This window comes from Bacillus sp. FSL R5-0416, from assembly GCF_037975425.1.
Taxonomy (GTDB): domain Bacteria; phylum Bacillota; class Bacilli; order Bacillales; family Bacillaceae; genus Bacillus; species Bacillus subtilis.
The window spans coordinates 2,780,918-2,798,788 of record NZ_CP150252.1; the positions used below are offsets into that span (position 1 = coordinate 2,780,918).

21 protein-coding genes and 1 pseudogene are annotated in these 17,871 nt (G+C 44.8%); 6 read left to right on the top strand and 16 right to left on the bottom strand.

Annotation, left to right across the window (positions count from 1 at the left end; genetic code table 11):
- Nucleotides 1-144: 144 nt before the first annotated feature.
- Nucleotides 145-534 (top strand): TIGR04086 family membrane protein, encoded by a 390-nt coding sequence (locus NYE20_RS14840; protein ID WP_031315243.1) that lies wholly within the window; start codon nt 145-147, stop codon nt 532-534.
- A gap of 56 nt (nt 535-590) precedes the next feature.
- On the opposite strand, the gene yajC is transcribed toward NYE20_RS14840, so the two are convergent.
- The 9 genes from yajC to iolG form a co-directional block, all read right to left on the bottom strand.
- Nucleotides 591-857, bottom strand: coding sequence for a preprotein translocase subunit YajC (gene yajC / locus NYE20_RS14845; protein ID WP_004398708.1), 267 nt, complete (start codon nt 855-857; stop codon nt 591-593).
- 36 nt (nt 858-893) lie between these two features.
- Nucleotides 894-2,039 (bottom strand): tRNA guanosine(34) transglycosylase Tgt, encoded by a 1,146-nt coding sequence (gene tgt / locus NYE20_RS14850; protein WP_003229725.1) that lies wholly within the window; start codon nt 2,037-2,039, stop codon nt 894-896.
- A 26-nt stretch (nt 2,040-2,065) separates the two neighbouring features.
- Nucleotides 2,066-3,094 carry a tRNA preQ1(34) S-adenosylmethionine ribosyltransferase-isomerase QueA gene (queA, locus tag NYE20_RS14855; RefSeq protein ID WP_003229723.1) on the bottom strand — a complete coding sequence of 343 codons (1,029 nt, stop codon included), beginning with the start codon at nt 3,092-3,094 and terminating at the stop codon, nt 2,066-2,068.
- A gap of 29 nt (nt 3,095-3,123) precedes the next feature.
- Nucleotides 3,124-3,324: a DUF2905 domain-containing protein gene (locus NYE20_RS14860; RefSeq protein WP_122894822.1), complete on the bottom strand. Its 201-nt coding sequence runs from the start codon at nt 3,322-3,324 to the stop codon at nt 3,124-3,126.
- The gene (gene ruvB / locus NYE20_RS14865; protein WP_003229718.1) at nt 3,317-4,321 is read right to left on the bottom strand and encodes a Holliday junction branch migration DNA helicase RuvB; all 1,005 of its coding nucleotides are present in this window, start codon (nt 4,319-4,321) and stop codon (nt 3,317-3,319) included. Before ruvB ends, NYE20_RS14860 begins: the two co-directional genes overlap by 8 nt.
- Before the next feature lie 10 nt (nt 4,322-4,331).
- Complete coding sequence (ruvA, locus tag NYE20_RS14870) at nt 4,332-4,937, bottom strand: Holliday junction branch migration protein RuvA (protein ID WP_003229717.1); 606 nt, start codon at nt 4,935-4,937, stop codon at nt 4,332-4,334.
- A 138-nt stretch (nt 4,938-5,075) separates the two neighbouring features.
- Entirely contained in the window at nt 5,076-5,588 is a 513-nt protein-coding gene (gene bofC / locus NYE20_RS14875; RefSeq protein ID WP_003229715.1) for a sporulation cell-cell signaling protein BofC, read from the bottom strand.
- A 47-nt stretch (nt 5,589-5,635) separates the two neighbouring features.
- The gene (locus NYE20_RS14880; protein WP_049141075.1) at nt 5,636-6,943 is read right to left on the bottom strand and encodes an MFS transporter; all 1,308 of its coding nucleotides are present in this window, start codon (nt 6,941-6,943) and stop codon (nt 5,636-5,638) included.
- A gap of 70 nt (nt 6,944-7,013) precedes the next feature.
- Nucleotides 7,014-8,039 carry an inositol 2-dehydrogenase gene (iolG, locus tag NYE20_RS14885; RefSeq protein ID WP_032726305.1) on the bottom strand — a complete coding sequence of 342 codons (1,026 nt, stop codon included), beginning with the start codon at nt 8,037-8,039 and terminating at the stop codon, nt 7,014-7,016.
- Nucleotides 8,040-8,276: 237 nt separating this feature from the next.
- Between iolG and NYE20_RS14890 the strand changes: the two genes are divergently transcribed.
- Nucleotides 8,277-8,924 carry a phosphotransferase gene (locus NYE20_RS14890; RefSeq protein ID WP_049141074.1) on the top strand — a complete coding sequence of 216 codons (648 nt, stop codon included), beginning with the start codon at nt 8,277-8,279 and terminating at the stop codon, nt 8,922-8,924.
- Between the two features lie 45 nt (nt 8,925-8,969).
- On the opposite strand, the gene NYE20_RS14895 is transcribed toward NYE20_RS14890, so the two are convergent.
- Nucleotides 8,970-9,092, bottom strand: a complete 123-nt coding sequence (locus NYE20_RS14895) for a hypothetical protein (protein WP_003229707.1) — start codon at nt 9,090-9,092, stop codon at nt 8,970-8,972.
- A gap of 84 nt (nt 9,093-9,176) precedes the next feature.
- Between NYE20_RS14895 and NYE20_RS14900 the strand changes: the two are divergent.
- The 4 genes and pseudogenes from NYE20_RS14900 to NYE20_RS14915 form a co-directional block, all read left to right on the top strand.
- Nucleotides 9,177-9,251 (top strand): annotated as a pseudogene (locus NYE20_RS14900) (hypothetical protein); the annotation flags it as partial.
- 3 nt (nt 9,252-9,254) lie between these two features.
- A complete protein-coding gene (locus tag NYE20_RS14905; protein ID WP_180960806.1) occupies nt 9,255-9,623 on the top strand; it encodes a DUF5412 family protein in 369 nt (122 codons plus the stop codon).
- A gap of 6 nt (nt 9,624-9,629) precedes the next feature.
- Nucleotides 9,630-9,770 (top strand): hypothetical protein, encoded by a 141-nt coding sequence (locus tag NYE20_RS14910; RefSeq protein WP_004398683.1) that lies wholly within the window; start codon nt 9,630-9,632, stop codon nt 9,768-9,770.
- Nucleotides 9,771-9,933: 163 nt separating this feature from the next.
- Nucleotides 9,934-11,388 (top strand): alanine/glycine:cation symporter family protein, encoded by a 1,455-nt coding sequence (locus NYE20_RS14915; RefSeq protein WP_021480230.1) that lies wholly within the window; start codon nt 9,934-9,936, stop codon nt 11,386-11,388.
- 40 nt (nt 11,389-11,428) lie between these two features.
- Here NYE20_RS14915 and NYE20_RS14920 read toward each other — a convergent pair whose 3' ends face one another.
- The 6 genes from NYE20_RS14920 to nadB form a co-directional block, all read right to left on the bottom strand.
- Nucleotides 11,429-12,151: a YebC/PmpR family DNA-binding transcriptional regulator gene (locus tag NYE20_RS14920; RefSeq protein WP_159377212.1), complete on the bottom strand. Its 723-nt coding sequence runs from the start codon at nt 12,149-12,151 to the stop codon at nt 11,429-11,431.
- Nucleotides 12,152-12,253: 102 nt separating this feature from the next.
- Nucleotides 12,254-12,850, bottom strand: coding sequence for a spore germination protein SgpA (sgpA, locus tag NYE20_RS14925; protein WP_038829633.1), 597 nt, complete (start codon nt 12,848-12,850; stop codon nt 12,254-12,256).
- A 147-nt stretch (nt 12,851-12,997) separates the two neighbouring features.
- Nucleotides 12,998-14,161 carry a spore coat assembly protein SafA gene (gene safA, locus NYE20_RS14930; RefSeq protein WP_021480233.1) on the bottom strand — a complete coding sequence of 388 codons (1,164 nt, stop codon included), beginning with the start codon at nt 14,159-14,161 and terminating at the stop codon, nt 12,998-13,000.
- A gap of 116 nt (nt 14,162-14,277) precedes the next feature.
- Nucleotides 14,278-15,384: a quinolinate synthase NadA gene (gene nadA / locus NYE20_RS14935; protein WP_021480234.1), complete on the bottom strand. Its 1,107-nt coding sequence runs from the start codon at nt 15,382-15,384 to the stop codon at nt 14,278-14,280.
- Entirely contained in the window at nt 15,371-16,240 is an 870-nt protein-coding gene (gene nadC, locus NYE20_RS14940) for a carboxylating nicotinate-nucleotide diphosphorylase (RefSeq protein ID WP_072173584.1), read from the bottom strand. The genes nadA and nadC overlap by 14 nt, the downstream gene beginning before the upstream one ends.
- Nucleotides 16,194-17,789, bottom strand: a complete 1,596-nt coding sequence (gene nadB / locus NYE20_RS14945; protein ID WP_103803777.1) for an L-aspartate oxidase — start codon at nt 17,787-17,789, stop codon at nt 16,194-16,196. The genes nadC and nadB overlap by 47 nt, the downstream gene beginning before the upstream one ends.
- Nucleotides 17,790-17,871 lie beyond the last annotated feature (82 nt).

The window sequence follows — 17,871 nt, forward strand, 5'->3', positions numbered from 1 at the left end:
AAAACCGATTGCATTTCACAAAGCTTTTACGTCTAATTCATGGGATAAGGGAATACATTTTTACAAAGACGAGCCATCAGCATGTCTGACGGCTTTGTGCAAAAAGAACAGAAGCCTTTTAATACAGGCAGAAAGGAGACAATCATGGAGGAGACGAAACAAGTTGGAAAAGGCATTCTTTACGGCTTAATCGCCATATTTGCAGCCATGCTCCTGACAAGTTTGGCGGTTTCACTTTTATTGACCGCAACCTCGCTGGAAGAATCATCATTTAACTGGCTGATCACAGCTATCTCATTTCTCTCTTTATTTATCGGCGGGTTCATTTCAGGCGGGAAAGGCAAGGAAAGAGGCTGGATGATTGGAGCATTGACTGCCTTAAGTTTTTCTCTGATTATCTTATTGTTTCAGTATTTAGGATTCGGAAAGACATTTACAGCAGAACAGCTGATCTTCCATCTGGGATTTTTAGGGGTGTGCATGCTGGGCGGGATTTTCGGCGTGAACATGAGGGGAAACAGGTCTTCCACATAAAAAAGAGCGGGCTCACTTGCCCGCTCTTTTTTGTTTGCTATGTATAGCTCCTGCTGTTATTCAGCAGCAGAAACTTCTCTGATCGCGCGGCGGTCGAACGTAAGACGTGTGTTATCACCAGTCTTAATTACGACTTTGCTTTCGTCGATAGAGTCAACAGTACCGTGCAATCCCCCGATTGTCACTACTGAATCGCCTTTTTTCAGTTCCTCTTGCATTTGGCGTACAGCCTTTTGCTGCTTTTGCTGAGGACGAATCAGCAAGAAGTAAAGGACCGCAAACATTAAAATAATAGGAACCAATGTACCTAAAGTGCCAGTCATCATTTTCACCCCTTTCTGTAAGCCTGTTATGTTTATTTAGAAGCTTTTCGCATTTGGCTTGTTATAGCCGTAACGCTCAAAGAACTCTTCTCTGAAATCACCCAGACGATCCTCGCGAATAGCCTGTCTTACCTGCTCCATTAAGTGTAACAGAAAATGAAGGTTATGGTAAGTTGTTAATCGAAGGCCGAATGTTTCATTACAGCGAATCAAGTGCCTAATGTACGCGCGAGTGTAGTTTTTACATGTATAGCAATCACACTCTTCATCAATCGGACGGAAGTCTCTTTCAAATTTCGCATTTTTCATATTGAGTCGTCCTTCAGCAGTAAACACTGTGCCGTTTCTTGCAATCCGTGTAGGCAGCACACAGTCAAACATATCGACCCCGCGGATCGCTCCGTCGATCAGTGCATCCGGAGAACCTACTCCCATCAGATATCTCGGTTTATCCTTCGGCAAGAGCGGTGTTGTAAATTCGAGTACACGGTTCATGACATCCTTCGGTTCACCTACAGACAATCCGCCTATAGCATATCCCGGAAAATCAAGGGAAATCAAGTCCTTCGCACTTTGTGTCCGCAGATCTTCATATTCTCCGCCTTGTACAATACCAAACAGCCCTTGTTCATCCTGACGATTGTGGGCATTCAGGCAACGTTCCGCCCAACGGCTTGTCCGTTCAACTGACCTCTTCATGTAGTCGTACTCCGCCGGGTATGGCGGGCATTCATCAAACGCCATCATAATATCAGAGCCGAGTGCGTTTTGGATCTCCATCGCTTTTTCCGGAGATAAAAACAGCTTGTCTCCATTTAGATGATTGCGGAAATGGACACCCTCTTCCTCTATATTACGAAACTTGCTTAAAGAAAAGACCTGAAAACCGCCTGAATCGGTTAAAATTGCGCGGTCCCAGTTCATAAATTTATGGAGCCCGCCCGCTTCTTTGACAATGTCTTGGCCCGGACGAAGCCATAGATGATAAGTGTTGCTCAAAATGATGCCTGCATCCATTGCTTTCAGCTCTTCAGGCGACATTGTTTTGACTGTCGCCAGTGTGCCGACCGGCATAAAAACCGGCGTTTCAAAGGAGCCGTGAGGCGTATGCACTTTGCCCAGCCGCGCTCCTGTTTGTTTGCATTCTTTTATAAATTCATAGCGTATTGGTTGTTCAGCCACTTTTGATGAGGCCTCCTGTTCTCAAATTATATAATCAGCATCGCGTCTCCGAAGCTGAAGAAACGGTATTCCTCTTCCACTGCATGGTTATAGGCACGCAGAATGTTTTCTCTTCCAGCAAGCGCGCTGACCAGCATAATCAATGACGATTTCGGCAAATGGAAGTTTGTAATCATTCCGTCAATGGCTTTAAATTCATAGCCCGGATAAATAAAAATAGATGTCCAGCCGCTTGATGCTTTAAATTGCCCGTCATGTTCCCCGGCAATCGTCTCAAGCGTGCGTGTCGAGGTCGTGCCGACAGAAATGATCCGACCGCCATTTTCTCTTACTTTGTTTAAGGCTGCAGCCGTTTCTTCTGACATTTGATAAAACTCTGCATGCATATTATGCTCTTCCACTTCATCGGCACTCACAGGGCGAAACGTTCCAAGGCCTACGTGCAGTGTGATGAACTCAATTTGCACGCCTTTGTCTTTCAGCTGCTGTAAGATTTCTTCCGTGAAGTGAAGGCCAGCTGTAGGCGCAGCAGCAGAGCCGATTTCTTTTGAATATACTGTCTGGTAGCGCTCTTTGTCATCAAGCTGTTCTTTGATATATGGAGGGAGCGGCATCTCTCCAAGGGATTCAAGCACCTCGTAGAAAATACCGTCATATTGAAATTCCATCTTTCTGCCGCCGTGCTCAAGCTCTTCCGTGCAGATTGCCTTCAATCTTCCGTCTCCAAATGTGACAACAGTTCCTTTTTTCACCCGTTTCGCCGGTTTGGCAAGTGTTTCCCATTTATCACCGGTTTCCTGTTTCAACAAAAGAAGTTCCACTTTCGCGCCGGTATCCTCTTTTGTGCCGAATAACCGCGCAGGCAGTACCCGGGTATTGTTCAGGACTAGACAATCGCCTTCGTTAAAGAAGCTGATAATGTGTTTAAACGAGCTGTCAGTAAGCTCTCCTGTATGTTTATCGAGCACCATCAGCCTTGAAGCATCACGCTGCTCCAACGGTACTTGTGCAATTAAACGTTCTGGTAGTTCAAAATCAAATAAATCGACTTTCATGATGATTTCACCTTTATTCTAGTCTTTTGTTATTTCATTCTGCCAAAAAAATTAAGCAAAATTGATAATACCACACTTATAATAATACAAGTGACAACCGGGAAGAAAAACGTGACATTTCCTTTTTTTACAAAAATATCTCCCGGCATCTTGCCGACAAAATGCAAAACTGCTCCGATAATAAGCAAAACAGCACCAAGAATCATGATGATCTTAGGAAATTCAGTCATATCGGGGAGCCTCCATTTGGAAATGATGATAAACGGCCGGTGTCACGATCCTTCCACGCGGCGTTCTTTGTATAAATCCAATTTGCAGCAGATATGGTTCATATACGTCTTCAATCGTATGCGATTCCTCGCCGATGGTAGCTGAAATCGTATCAAGGCCTACTGGGCCGCCGTTGAATTTTTCGATCATGCCCATCAGCAGCTTATGATCAATATGATCCAAACCGAGACGGTCAACCTGAAGCCGCTCCAGCGCATTCTGAGAAATGTCTTCCGTAATCCTGCTGTCACCCAGCACTTGGGCGAAATCGCGCACCCTTCTCAGCAGGCGGTTCGCCACGCGGGGCGTCCCTCTCGATCTTCTTGCAATTTCAAGAGCCGACGGTTTATCAATCTCAACCTCGAATACATCAGCGGTTCTTGTGACAATATCCGCCAGTTCTTCTTGTGTATAGTACTCAAGGCGAGACATGACGCCGAATCTGTCTCTTAAAGGAGCCGTCAAAAGCCCCACCCTCGTCGTGGCTCCCACCAGCGTAAAAGGCGGAAGGTCGAGCCGAACCGAGCGGGCAGATGGGCCTTTGCCAATCACAATGTCCAGGCAAAAGTCTTCCATTGCAGGATAAAGCACCTCTTCGATCGATCTGTGCAGCCTATGTATTTCATCAATAAATAATACATCTCCCGGTTCCAGCGCCGTTAATATAGCAGCCAAATCACCAGGCCTTTCAATAGCAGGCCCTGATGTCGTCCGCAATTCCACTCCCATTTCATTAGCAACAATCGAAGCAAGCGTTGTTTTTCCGAGTCCGGGCGGCCCGTACAGAAGAACATGATCCAGCGTCTCCTGTCTCATTTTCGCCGCATCTATAAACACGCGCAAATTTTCTTTTACCTTATGCTGCCCGATATACTGTGCCAGATTTTGCGGCCTCAGGCTTTGCTCTATCACTGATTCATGGTTGTCTGCTTCACTTGAGACGAGCCGTTCATCCATGAACATCACCTTACTTTAATAGTTTTTGTAATGCTTTTTTCACATATTGGTCTGTTGTCAGCCCAATTTCTTCTTTAAGGTGAGGAAGCACCTTTTTGATTTCTTTTTCAGCATATCCGAGAACCCTGAGGGCTTCAAGTGCTTCTTCAAGAGCCGTTTCCGCTGTTTGCTTTTCAAGCCTTTCTTCATGATTAAACAGATTTTCAATCATTTCAGGCACAACATCTGCCAGCTTTCCTTTTAAATCTAGAATAATCTGGCGTGCGGTTTTCTTTCCTACTCCAGGAAACTTGACCAAAAAAGCTTCATCTTCATTTTCAATTGCTTGGATGACCGCTCCGGGATCACCCGAGCCCAAGATGGCAAGTGCTCCTTTCGGGCCAATTCCGGTCACGTTTAACAGCTTTGTAAAGAGCGCCTTCTCCTCTCTTGTTGAAAAACCGTAAAGCGAAAAAGCATCCTCTCTGATATGATGGTATGTAAAAATCGTTTCCTGGCTTCTCTCCTTATATATAAACGGGTTCGGCGTGAAAATCTGATAGCCGATGCCGCCGTTCTCTATGACAATATATTGGGGAGATACATAATCAATCGTCCCTTTAACAAATTCAATCACGCAAATTCACCTCTTTGACTGTTCTTCATTGTACCATAAAAACAGCCAAAGTCTTATAGAAAAGTTAACATATGTTCGCTTCTCTCTCATTCTTTCACGAAAAAAAAGACATGAATACATGTCTTCAATCAGCGGACGTTACCCGCTGTATGTCTTCATATGTTCGATGACATCCTCAAACTCCGCTTTTGTCCGAAATGGAATGCCTTTCAGCAGATTTTTTTGCATATGGCTTTCCAGCCTTTCTAAATCAATTTGAAAAAAAGACTGAATTGGTTCGGAAGCTGGCTCAGGCCGCCCATGAAAAGTGGAAATCACTCCATTATCCGATACACCGATATACCCGTTGACCTTGCTGAGCGGAGATATATCGTCCATTTGCTTCCGGAAGAGCACATATCCCTTTTTTTGTTCCACAAGCGTCCATCCGGCATAAGCTGCCCAAAAATCATCCATAGAAAACACTTTTTCATGCTTATGCTCAATGCTGACATCGCCGTCCAAATACACCTTTTCAAGCTGCACATGCACCTGCAGCGGCTCATAGTGCTCCACTTCCGCGCCAAGTGCGCGGGAAGGAGCTCCTATTAAAAATACTGCCGCTGAGCAAAGAATGCCCAGCAAAAGATACGCCGTGCTGAATCGTTTCACCCTCTACACCTCTTTGCACACGTTTATGATTAGTTTGACCAAAGAGGCTACTGCTTAACCGTTTTATCAAAATTTGTCTGCACATTTTCCCTGACAAACCGTTCCTCCGTATACACACCTGTGCTTTGCTCAGAAATTGTCAAGAATCGCGTCAGAAAGGCACTGAAAAAATACAATGCCGCAAAGATCCAAATCACGCCGCCTGCACCGAGCGGCCCAATGAAAAGACTCACGATGCCCGGCGCGATAAACGCACATAAACCAGATCCCAAATTCAACACTGACATGGCAGCACCTTTATTATCAGGTGCAAGCGTCGGCAAAAGCGCGCTTAATGGAACGTACCCTGCTAAAGCCGCGCCGTAGCAGCAGGCGATAATCATGAGCATCCAATACTGATGCCCGATCAGCTGAGGCGTGTAATACAGCGCCAGCGTAAAAATACCGCATCCGACACCGCCAAACCACATGACCGTATTGCGCCAGCCAAGTTTATCTCCGACTGCACCGAAAATGATATTAAACACAATATTCACAAAAAACAGCGTCCCCCATATTTGCAGCCATTCCGAAACCGAATACCCGTATCGTGCTAAATAAGTAGGAAGAAAGATGGCAAATCCAAATTGTCCTATCGCATTAATCGTCTTGACCACTCCGCCGATGCCTACCTTAGGGTTTTCAAACATAATCGTAAATGCCTTCGACAGTTCTTTCCATTTCGGCTGATCTTGTTTTTGTATCGGAGTAAATTTATCTTTGTTAAAAAATAAGGCAAGAATTCCGCCTGCCGCCACAAACAGTAAAGCGCTCCAAAGCGTATTGATTTCTCCAAAGGCCGGAACTGCATAGCTGGAATAGAACGGGCCGAGCACGTTAAGGCCGCACGTAAACATAAACCAAAACCAGCCGACGGCTTTGCCGAGAATATTTTGAGAGGTGCTGTATGACACCCATACGAGAAAAGAGTATGCAAACAGCGGATATCCCAAGCCTCTAAGAGCATAGCTGCCCAAGAGAGCCGGATAATACATATGAGGAATCGCCCAGCCGATAAAAGCGGCCGAACCGAGGATAAATGCAACCAATCCGACAGTCATCGTTTTTCTCGGCCCCCAAGTTTGGACAAACGTTCCTGAAAGCCAAGCTGAGATGGTGACAGCAATGCCGTACATGGTAAATAACGATGCGGATTGCTGCATGCTGAGACCATGATCAACGAGAAAAGGAGACAGCCAGCCTTGTTCGAGGCCGTCTCCAACCATAAAGATGACAACGCCAATATAACCCCAAACCATGTGAGAAGGAATTCCGATTTTGTTCAAAACATTTCCTTTAGCATGTACTGTATTCATTTTCTCCACCGCCTACTTAAAGTATCAATGGAGTATATACCCAAGCTTACTGAATTGTAATCCTGTTAGATTAAAAAGCGATTTTTTCAGTGTGCTCAATGCTGACAGGCATGCCAAAAGCAAGCGATTGCTGTGCTGCTCTGGCGATCCTTCCGGCCTGTAAACCGTCATTGCCGGTGCAGGGAGTCTCCTGGTTTGTGCCGATCGCTTCTGCAAAACGGAGAATCTCCTCCTCATATGAATCCTTATAGCGTTCAAGGAAAAAGAAATGCGGTTTATCCTTCATCACAAAATCAGCTGTTGACACCTCAACCGTTGTCGGCCTGCTATTGTCAGCCGCTGCAGAGCCTTTCGTCCCGAAAACCTCAACCCGCTGGTCATATCCGTACACAGCTTGGCGGCTGTTATCAATCACAGCCATGGCACCGTTTTCAAAAGTCAGTGTAATAACAGCTGTATCAATATCACCCAGCTCCGCAAAAGAAGGATTCACCAAAGCCGCCCCTTTGGCATACACTTCCGTCACTTCGCTTCCCATAATATATCTGGCCATATCAAAATCATGGATCGACATATCCATAAACAATCCGCCTGACGTACGGACATAATCTATATTCGGGGGTTCTGGGTCCCGGGACGTGATTTTTAATAAATGAGGTGTACCAATTTCACCATTTTCAACAATCGTTTTTATTTTCTTAAAATGAGGATCAAAGCGGCGGTTAAATCCGACTTGAAGTGTTACACCGTGTTTCCGGACAGCCGCAAGCGCTTCACTCGTTTCGTCCAGAGAGAAACTAACGGGCTTCTCACAAAATATATGCTTTTTCGCCTCGGCTGCTTCTTTGATCATCTGTGCATGTACGGCTGTAGGAGAGCAAATAAAAATAGCATCAATATCAGGATCATGTAATAAATCACGATAATCAGAGGTTATGTATTCAATCTGATGACTGTCGGCCCAGCTTTTTATACGGCTTGCCTGAATGTCAGAGACTGCTTTTATTTTCATGTGAGGAATCCGGCTTATATTTTGAACATGAAGTTTGCCGATGCGGCCTGCACCGATAATCCCTGTCACAATCTGTTTTGTCATGGCTTCTTCCCCCTTGATCATTCACGAAAGCGCTTTATTTAAAATTAATACTATCCCATTTGTAAGCGCTTTTCAAGAATGGAAATTAAACGTTCTATGTCTCTTTTATCACAATTCATGCTTATAAGTAGCCTTCTTCTTCAAGACCAGATACACTAGAATTAGGCTCTTTTTCCTGAACAGTTTATGATTTTCCTATAAACAGCTGCATAAAATAGAGCAAAGAAGGTGAATGAAATGCTGACAAAAGCAGAGGCACTGGCCCATTCCGTCATATACCGCAAGAACAGCAGATTTGATAAAGTCAAAGAGAAATCCGAGGAATTAACACTAATCGGCAAGGGAAGAAGCGCCTATGTGTTTGCCTTAACAGAAGGCGGTCGAAAAATGGCGCTGAAAGTATTTTTTCCGGAATATCAAGCGACAGCAGTCAAAGAAGCAGCGATCTATGAAAAATTAGCCGGGTCCGCATTCTATCCTGACATTTACGAAACTGGCGATTCATTTATTCTCATGGAATATATTAAAGGTGAAACCTTTTATAACTGTCTGAAGAAAGGCATTGCAATCAGTGATGACATGATTCAGCAGGTTGAAGAAGCGCTTTCTGACGCCCGGGCAGCCGGACTGAACCCGTCAGATATTCATTTGCGGAATCTGATATTGACAGAAACCGGGACGGTGCGGGTGATTGATGTTGCGAGATTTGAGCAGACAAAAACATGCACGCAGTGGGACGACTTAAAATCCGCATATCATGCACTCTACAAAAAACCGATATTCCCCAAAAAGATTCCGGGTTTTTGGCTGGAGATCATCGCATTTTTATATAAGAAAGATTGGTTTCAAAAGCATTTCGCACAGCGGAAAAGAAAATATTCTTAAATCAAAAAGGCAGCCGCACAAGCGGCTGCCTTTATCATGTATTTTTTACTTTCTGACGGCAGAAATCAGTTTCATTTGTTCAGGCGACAGCTTAATTCGATAGCCTCTCACAGTTAAGTAGACCGCTTCTGGGTCCTTCTCGCCAGAATGACAATACGTTTTTTCCATTTCTGTCTCCCCTCACCCTTTATTGGCTTTATTTCATCTTATCATTGCTTTATTAAGGTAATTTTAAAGAAATGTAAAGATCATATGAATCCGATATATAGTAAAATGAGAGAAAAAAAGGGAGAGAGTCACATTAAGACACGCAGCAACATCCCGCTTATTATGTTTGCCCTGCTGGTCTTCTTCGGCGGCGCCATCTATTGGATGTTATTTTCACTAAAAAACGTTCCGAAAGGCAATCTCGTCCAATCGGTTGAATCGCCGGACGGCAGCTATACGTTAAACACTTATGTATCCGAAAACACCTTGAGCTTAGATGCAGCCAGAGGTGAACTTGTAAATGAAAAAACACTTGTCAAGAGAACAATCTACTGGAATTACCCGGACAGCCGCCCAGCAGTGACGTGGGTCAATCACAATACAGTGAAAATCGGCAATCAGATTTTACATCTTGATACTGATGAAACGTATGATTGGCGAAAAGATGATCATTGGATCCGTGAAGAACCGCCGCAGGCGTCAGTGAGGTGATGAAACATGAATAAGATGAACGGAACAAATGATGAAAAGCATTTCAATCATTTTGTGATTGCTTTATCCTTTATATACGGTTTGACTGAACTAGGCTATTTGTTGCTGAAGGATTTTATAACAATTGCCATAAGTTTGCCTCTGTAGAAAAACGCAGCGTAGTCGATACGCCGCGTTTTTTCTTTTTCCCTTCCTCTTCTTATTGATAATTACAGGTCATATAATGTGACAAATCGATTGTAGAAATAGTTCGATTAGACCAAAATCCTTTTTATACATGTATTCGAATTTGAAGTGAGGGGGAAGCTTGATGGCAGATTTTGTTGCTAGTTTGAATGCGGTCTTATGGAGTACGCCCGTCATTTATATTTTATTGGGAATTGGATTCGCCTTTTCAATTATGACCCGTTTTTTACAAGTCCGACATTTAAAAGAAATGATTGTTCAGATGTTCAAAGGCAAGAGCTCTGAAGCCGGCGTTTCATCTTTCCAAGCGTTATCGATTGCGCTGTCCGGCCGTGTGGGCACAGGAAACATCGCGGGAGTGGCGACAGCAATTGCATTCGGCGGACCCGGTGCAGTGTTCTGGATGTGGGCGATTGCCTTTATCGGGGCGGCGAGTGCCTTTGTAGAATCAACGCTTGCTCAAATTTACAAAGTGAAGCAAGACGGTCAATATCGGGGCGGCCCTGCTTATTATATAGAAAAAGGCTTAGGCATTAAGTGGTTTGCCGTCTTATTTGCCGCTGCTGCCCTTATTGCAATGGCCTTTCTAATGCCGGGCGTACAGTCCAACTCCATTGCGGCTGGGATCCAAAATGCATTCGGCATCTCTCCTTTCGTCACAGGGTGTGGTCTGGTTTTATTATTAGGGTTCATTATTTTTGGCGGCGTCAAACGAATTGCCAATGCGGCGCAAATGATTGTTCCATTTATGGCAATTGGATATATCCTGCTGTCTTTGATTATTATTGTCATGAATGTGTCTGAATTGCCTGCTGTAATCTCATTAATATTCAAAAGCGCCTTTGCATTGGATTCCGCTTTTGGCGGCTTGATCGGCATGGCGATTTCCTGGGGCGTTAAACGTGGCATTTATTCAAACGAAGCCGGCCAGGGAACAGGCCCGCATCCGGCAGCTGCTGCAGAGGTTTCTCATCCGGTCAAGCAGGGACTGGTTCAGGCATTTTCTGTTTATATTGACACCTTGTTTGTATGTTCCGCTACAGCTTTCATGATCTTGTTTACCGGCATGTACAATACCCAGGCTGCAGATGGTTCCTTTATCGTTCACCAGCTTAAAGGCGTAGAAGCGGGACCAGGTTTCACACAAGCGGCAATTGACAGTGTTCTTCCCGGATTCGGTGCAGGCTTTGTTGCCATCGCTTTATTCTTCTTCGCTTTTACAACAATTATGGCGTATTACTACATCGCAGAAACAAATATCGCCTATTTAGCACGAGGCAGAGAAAGCAAATGGGCGATGCTTGGCTTAAAACTGATTATTTTAGCCGCCACGTTCTATGGTACTGTGAAAACAGCTTCACTTGCTTGGGCATTAGGGGATGCAGGGCTTGGCATTATGGTATGGCTGAACGTCATTGCCATTGTGCTGCTTGCCAAGCCGGCGCTCCTTGCTTTAAAGGATTATGAGCGCCAAAAGAAGCAGGGCTTAGACCCTGTCTTTGATCCAAAAGCGCTGGGTATCAAAAACGCTGATTTCTGGGAGAAAGAATACACTCATGAAAGTGAACGTGTCTCCTGAACATACTAATACCGGCCCGATATGACATCGTGCCGGTTTTTTATGAGCGATAGTTTGTATACAATTCTTGAACATCATCGTCATCTTCAAGGACGTCTATTAATGTTTCCAGCTTCTCAACAGCCTGATCATCGGCTTCTGCATAGGTATTGGGAAGCATGGTCACCTCCGCCGAAGAAATTAGATATTTCGATTCGAGGGCTGTTTTCACCTCTTCAAAATGCTCAGGCTCTGTGAAAACCTCATATAGGTCTTCTTCAATTCGCAGCTCTTCTCCTCCTGCTTCAAGCACATCAAGCATGAGCTCATCTTCTTCTATTTGCCGTTCAGTACGGTCTATCGTAATGAACCCCTTTCGTTCAAATAAAAAGGCTACACATCCGCTTTCTCCCAGACTTCCGCCATTTTTATTAAAGGCTGTCCGCACATTTGACGCCGTTCGGTTTTTATTATCTGTTACGCATTCAACCATGACGGCAATCCCTGAAGGGCCGTAGCCTTCATAGGTGATTTCTTCATAGCTGCTTCCGTCTTGGCCTCCCGCAGCTTTTTTAATGGCCCGATCTATATTTTCATTCGGCATATTGGCGCCTTTTGCTTTTTCGATGACAAGACGCAATGCTGAATTTGCTTCTGGATCCGCTCCGCCTTCTTTCGCTGCCACATAGATTTCTTTTGCCAGCTTCATAAATATTTTCCCGCGCTTTGCATCCTGTGCATTTTTTCTTTTTTGAATGTTTTTCCACTTGGAATGGCCTGCCATGTTTTCACCTTCTTTTACATTTTCTATGTACACTTTAATGGGAATTGTTCGCTGATGCAAAGAAAAAGGCTGCCGAATATCACTTCCGGCAGCCCTTCCTTCCTAGCGGTTGTTCATTTTATGAAGTTTTCTGAACAGCCCTTTATCTGTTGATACCTGGACATCACGGCCATTTGCATAGTTGCGCGCTGCTTTTACGACATTATCTCTGTCAGACTTTGTGAACTCTCTATGGCTTCTGACTGCGATAACTACTCGGTCATCCGATACCATAACTTGTGTGTCATTGACGTTTTTCACTTGTTTCACACGGTTGGCAATTTTTGCAGCCAGTCTTCTGTTTTCTTGGTTGTCATACCCGTTGTTCGCTGCATTCCGATTCATGTTTCGGTTATTCGTGTTGTTATATGTTCCGTCAGTTGCCAAAGGAACACGATCGTCAGCAGTAACACGGTCACGGTTATTTACATTCGTGGTGTTTCGGTTACCGTCGTTCTGATCCTCCATTAATTCAGAAACAGGACCATCGTGGTCGATTCCGTCTCCCTGTCTATCGGCGTCATTTTCATTTGTATAATATCCGATTGGACGGGTATTGCCGTTATTGCGCGTATCATTCATAGCATTATCGTTTGCTCCGCATGCTGTTAAGCCGGCTGTCATTAGAATCAGGCTAGCGATCGTCATTTTTTTACCCAATGGAAAAACCCCCCGTGGACGAATTGAGCATGTTTGCTCGCTTTTATCATGTGCGTATGGGGGGCATGTTAAGCGTGTCAGTTCTCTCCATTTGGCAGTGATCTGCTTGAAAACAAAAAAAGGAACGATTTACATCGTTCCGAACGATCACTCATTTTCTTCTTCCGGCCGGCCAAACATTTGGTTTACAGAAGGCTGGTTCGTCATTGGCATAGAAACTCCTGCCGAATATGGGTTTGGATTTGGGTTAGCTGTGCCATATGGCATATTAGGGCTTCCGTAAGCTCCCATTCCCGAATGGCCAGGCGCAGAGAAATATGGCTGATGATCACCGTCACAGCCGCAGTCGTCATGATCTTTGTATGGCATGTAACCATGAGCCGCAGCAGGCTGGTATGCTCCCATTACTTGGGGAGTGCCGTAATAAGGGCCATACGGCATATGTCCATACGGAGATCCATAAGCCGGAGATGCGTATTGCGGCGCACCGTATGAACCGTAATGTCCGTGATGGCTGTTTTCATGATGCTGGTTTTCATAACCCGGGTCATACTGAGGCGATACAAAGCCTGGCTGGTATCCATGCATCGGATGCATTGGATAAGCTTGTGCCGGATAGTACGGATAGCATAATCCTGATCCTGGAAGAATTGGCGAAACAGGCACCGGACACGGTACGAAATGAGCCGGATAATGATAATAAGGCTGAACAGCCGGCATCGGCATATTCGGAACTGTGTGATGAACGTTTTCCTCTTCTACACCGCCTACCTCTGGCGCCTTTGGCATATTAGGCATATTCGGATAATTTGCATTTTCCATATTACTCATAGCCTCCTGTTGTGGAAATTGGTCTTGCATATGATACATATGATCCATATTTCCGTCATGATGTTTTTTCGGCTCCTCCGGTTTAGGAGGCGACCAAGGCTGGAAAAGCTGTTTCATATCATAATAATCGTTCACATCAGCTTCAGGGTACACATTTTCCTGCAAATTAGGCATCGGCGGGACATACGGCATGGACTTCTTTTCTTTCGGCTTTGTGTCTTCTACATCGACAACGGATTTAGGCTTCTCTTTCGCATATGGATGTTCTTGCTTCACACTCCCGGCCGCAGGACTTTTGCCCGCTTTTGGCTCTTTTCTGACCGGGACTCCTTCTGACGGCACTTTTATTTTCATTCCAGGCATGATTAAGTCTGGATTGCTAAGCTGTGTATTGAGTTTTTTCACTTCCTCAACATCGACTCCGTACTTTTCAGCTATTTTCCAGAGCGAATCACCTTTTTGAACGATATGGATTTTCAACGTTTTCCCCTCCTATGCAAAACGTGAACAGTTCAGCTGTGATTACAATATGTTTCTTCACAACATATGCCTGAACAAAAGAAGTTATGAGTAAAGGAAGGGAAAATATTTCTGATCTACGTGATCGAAAGCATTCGATTCAGGGCAAGGAGTGCATCTTCCTGAATGGCTTTTGGCACTTTGATGACGCCTGAAGGTTCTCCTTTTCCAATTTGTTCCAGCGACCACAACAAATGCGGCAAATCAATTCGGTTCATTGTCAGGCAAGGGCACATGTCAGGGTTAAGTGATTCGATTTGTTTATCTGGATGCTTTTGAATGATCCGCTGGACAAGATTCATTTCTGTCCCGATTGCCCACTTACTTCCCGCCGGAGCCTGGTTGATTGTGTCGATAATATATTTCGTTGATCCGTTATCATCGCTTAATGTCACGACTTCGTGTGAACATTCCGGGTGCACAATGATCTGAATGTCGGGGTCTCGCTCTCTCATATCATGGATATTTTTAGTGGTGAATTTCTCGTGAACAGAGCAATGCCCTTTCCACAAAATCACTTTCACATTCGTATGCCCGGATTCAGCTACTAATTCATCTTTCATCGGGTCCCACACAGCCATATCTTCAAGCGCAATGCCCAGATCATAAGCCGTATTTCTCCCTAAATGCTGATCAGGCAAAAATAAAATTCTTTTTTTCTGTGTAAACGCCCATTCAAGCACTTTTTTCGCATTTGAAGAAGTCACAGTTGCTCCGCCATGTTTTCCGACGAATGCCTTGATCTCCGCAGTGGAGTTCACATAAGTTAAAGGTATGATCGTATCTCCAAATATATGCTGAAGCTTCTTCCATGCCCTATTGGTCTGCTGCATGTCAGCCATGTCAGCCATAGAACATCCTGCTCTCATATCTGGCAGGACGACCGTTTGCCGCTCGCTTGTCAGCATATCGGCGGTTTCTGCCATAAAGTGAACGCCGCAAAATACGATATAATCCGCTTCTTTGTTTTTTTCCGCTACTTGGGCCAATTGCAGGGAGTCGCCTGTTTGGTCAGCAAATTGTATCACTTCATCCTTTTGATAATGATGGCCTGGTATAAAGAGCCTGCTGCCGAACTTTTTTTTAATGGCGGCAACGCGCGTTTCCATATCCTTTCTCGATAGTTCTTTATAACTTTCGGGCATCATATCATTCGATTGTTTGATCACATCAAGAATTGACATAACGGCATTCCTCCACAGATTCATTTGATAACGTAACATCCATGCTGATATCTAAACTTTTGACGGAATGAGTCAGAAATCCTAATGAAATATAATTCACACCCGTCCCTTTAAAAGCAGGCAAAGATTCTAACGTAATCCCGCCGGAGGCTTCAGTTTTTATATGATCCGGTGTGAGCTTTGCAAAATGACGGACCGTATCAGGCGGACAGTTGTCAAACATAATAACATCCGCGCCAGCTGCAATTGCTTCCCGCAGCTGTCCCTCCGTTTCAATTTCCACCTCGATATTTACCATGTGCCCTGCGGCCTGACGGGCTTTTTTGCATGCCTCTAAAATAGAGCCGCATGCTGCGATATGATTATCTTTAATCATGATGCCGTCATACAAACCGAATCGATGATTATACCCGCCGCCGGCTCTGACAGCATATTTCTCCAGCATTCTGAGCCCCGGTGTTGTTTTTCTCGTGTCACAAATTTTAATCTGTTCATCATCCAGACACCGAACAGCCTCTCTTGTCATTGTCGCAATTCCTGACAGCCTCTGAATAAGATTTAATACGACCCGCTCTCCTGAAAGGAGCGCAGCTGCGGGACCGTGTAACTCGGCAATCACTTCACCTTTATGCAACATGTCCCCATCTTTTTTGTGAAAAATTATTTGAACATTTTCGTCCAATAGCGAAAAGCCTTCTTTTATGATCGCTGCTCCTGCAAAAGTACCCTCTGACTTTACAACAATCTCCGCTTCACAGCTCTGTTCTCCAAAAATAGACTGCGATGTAAGATCCCCTGTCCCAATATCCTCAAGAAAAAAGTGATTCAGTAATTTTTTCAGCTGTAAATGATTCATTGTTCCAAATCCCCTCGTTTTTTCTGATCTTCGTTCCTTTTTTTGTATGGACAATTTGTCTTCCTTGCCAGCTCACCTCAGCATGAGGAAAATCGGTGCGGAAGTGAGCCCCTCTGCTTTCCTCCCGCAAAAGCGCAGAAAACGTCATCAGCTTTGCAGTTTGCCATAGATGAGAAAGTTCCATCTGCCGAATTGTGATATCCTTCACATTTACTTCCTGAAAAGGCAGCGTATGAAGCCAGATGCTAAGCTCAATCAAACTGCTTTGTTCCCGCAAAATAGACATGTGGCTTGTCATTTTGCTTTGCAGTTCATGCACCTCTATATCCGGCACCTCGTAGACGACACTGGTTTCTAGCCCTGATTGATATTGCCTGTTATAAACCGGTTTTTGGATAATATGCTCTGCTGCCCTTTTTCCAAATACCAGCGCTTCCAATAAAGAATTGCTTGCAAGCCGGTTTGCTCCATGTAAACCGGAGCATGCTGTCTCGCCAATCGCATAAAGCCCCGGCACTGTCGTTTCTCCCCAGCGATTAACTGAAACACCTCCCATTAAGAAATGCATTCCCGGAGCAACAGGAATTTTTCCGCTTTGAATATCAACCTCTGCTTTTTCACAAATAGCGGTGATGGTAGGGAAACGCGTTTCAAAATCAGAAATCGCACTGAAGTCTATATAAACGCGATTTCCTTTTGCCATTTCTTCGTGAATAACCCGTGAGACAATATCTCTTGGAGCCAGGTCACCTAAAGGATGCCGTTCAGCCATAATCCTGCGGCCGTTTTCGTCTACTAAACATCCGCCTTCCCCTCTGACAGCTTCTGAAACAAGCCCGTAGGATACACCATTTTTCACAAGCAGTGTCGGGTGAAACTGAGTAAACTCCAAATCCGTTAATTCCGCCCCGGCCCGGTAAGCCAGAGAAAGACCGTCACCTGTGACAGTAGGATCATTCGTATGGTGAAGAAACAGGTTTCCACAGCCGCCGGCAGCCAGCACAACTTCGTCTGCGTGCCTTACCTTGAGCCGCCCTTTGCTGTCTTTTGTCATGACGCCGATACATCGTCCGTCCTCTATAAGCAAATCTGCTGCCATTTCATTCTCGATTAACTTGATTTTGCTGTTGATCCGTTTGAGCAAATAATCGATAAGCAGCCTGCCTGTTGCGTCTCCGCCTGCATGAAATATGCGGTTGTATGAGTGGGCCCCTTCTCTTCCAAGACAAACACCGCCTCGTTCATTGCGGTCGAATGGAAATCCACGCTCCAATAGGCTTTGAACCATCATTTTTCCATCATGTAAAATGTCTGCTGCAATAGCTAGATTATTATGGCCGCACCCTGCGTATAACGTATCCTCCAGATGGGCTTCAATCGAGTCATCTTTTGCATAGGCCGCAGCAATCCCGCCTTGTGCATAGACAGAATTGCTGTTTTTGACGCTTTTTTTTGTGATAACAGTCACTTCGTATGAGGGTGGGAAAGCTGCAGCTAAGGAAAGTGCCGCCGCCCCTGAACCGATGACTGCAATCGTCTTTTTAGACATATGCCATCCTCCTGTTGTTTACACCTGTCTTGACACCTATATTTACACAAGGATAAAATAAACTCAAGAGTTTTTTATGGAG

Bases quoted from the DNA above. Each gene is read 5' to 3' on its own strand.
- nadA (WP_021480234.1), bottom strand. From the start codon at position 15,384: ATGTCAATTCTTGATGTGATCAAACAATCGAATGATATGATGCCCGAA.
- NYE20_RS14890 (WP_049141074.1), top strand. From the start codon at position 8,277: ATGCTGACAAAAGCAGAGGCACTGGCCCATTCCGTCATATACCGCAAG.
- ruvB (WP_003229718.1), bottom strand. From the start codon at position 4,321: ATGGATGAACGGCTCGTCTCAAGTGAAGCAGACAACCATGAATCAGTG.
- NYE20_RS14915 (WP_021480230.1), top strand. From the start codon at position 9,934: ATGGCAGATTTTGTTGCTAGTTTGAATGCGGTCTTATGGAGTACGCCC.
- NYE20_RS14880 (WP_049141075.1), bottom strand. From the start codon at position 6,943: ATGAATACAGTACATGCTAAAGGAAATGTTTTGAACAAAATCGGAATT.
- nadC (WP_072173584.1), bottom strand. From the start codon at position 16,240: ATGAATCATTTACAGCTGAAAAAATTACTGAATCACTTTTTTCTTGAG.
- NYE20_RS14840 (WP_031315243.1), top strand. From the start codon at position 145: ATGGAGGAGACGAAACAAGTTGGAAAAGGCATTCTTTACGGCTTAATC.
- NYE20_RS14910 (WP_004398683.1), top strand. From the start codon at position 9,630: ATGAATAAGATGAACGGAACAAATGATGAAAAGCATTTCAATCATTTT.
- queA (WP_003229723.1), bottom strand. From the start codon at position 3,094: ATGAAAGTCGATTTATTTGATTTTGAACTACCAGAACGTTTAATTGCA.
- NYE20_RS14895 (WP_003229707.1), bottom strand. From the start codon at position 9,092: ATGGAAAAAACGTATTGTCATTCTGGCGAGAAGGACCCAGAAGCGGTC.
- NYE20_RS14860 (WP_122894822.1), bottom strand. From the start codon at position 3,324: ATGACTGAATTTCCTAAGATCATCATGATTCTTGGTGCTGTTTTGCTT.
- iolG (WP_032726305.1), bottom strand. From the start codon at position 8,039: ATGACAAAACAGATTGTGACAGGGATTATCGGTGCAGGCCGCATCGGC.
- nadB (WP_103803777.1), bottom strand. From the start codon at position 17,789: ATGTCTAAAAAGACGATTGCAGTCATCGGTTCAGGGGCGGCGGCACTT.
- yajC (WP_004398708.1), bottom strand. From the start codon at position 857: ATGACTGGCACTTTAGGTACATTGGTTCCTATTATTTTAATGTTTGCG.
- NYE20_RS14920 (WP_159377212.1), bottom strand. From the start codon at position 12,151: ATGGCAGGCCATTCCAAGTGGAAAAACATTCAAAAAAGAAAAAATGCA.
- NYE20_RS14905 (WP_180960806.1), top strand. From the start codon at position 9,255: ATGTTTGCCCTGCTGGTCTTCTTCGGCGGCGCCATCTATTGGATGTTA.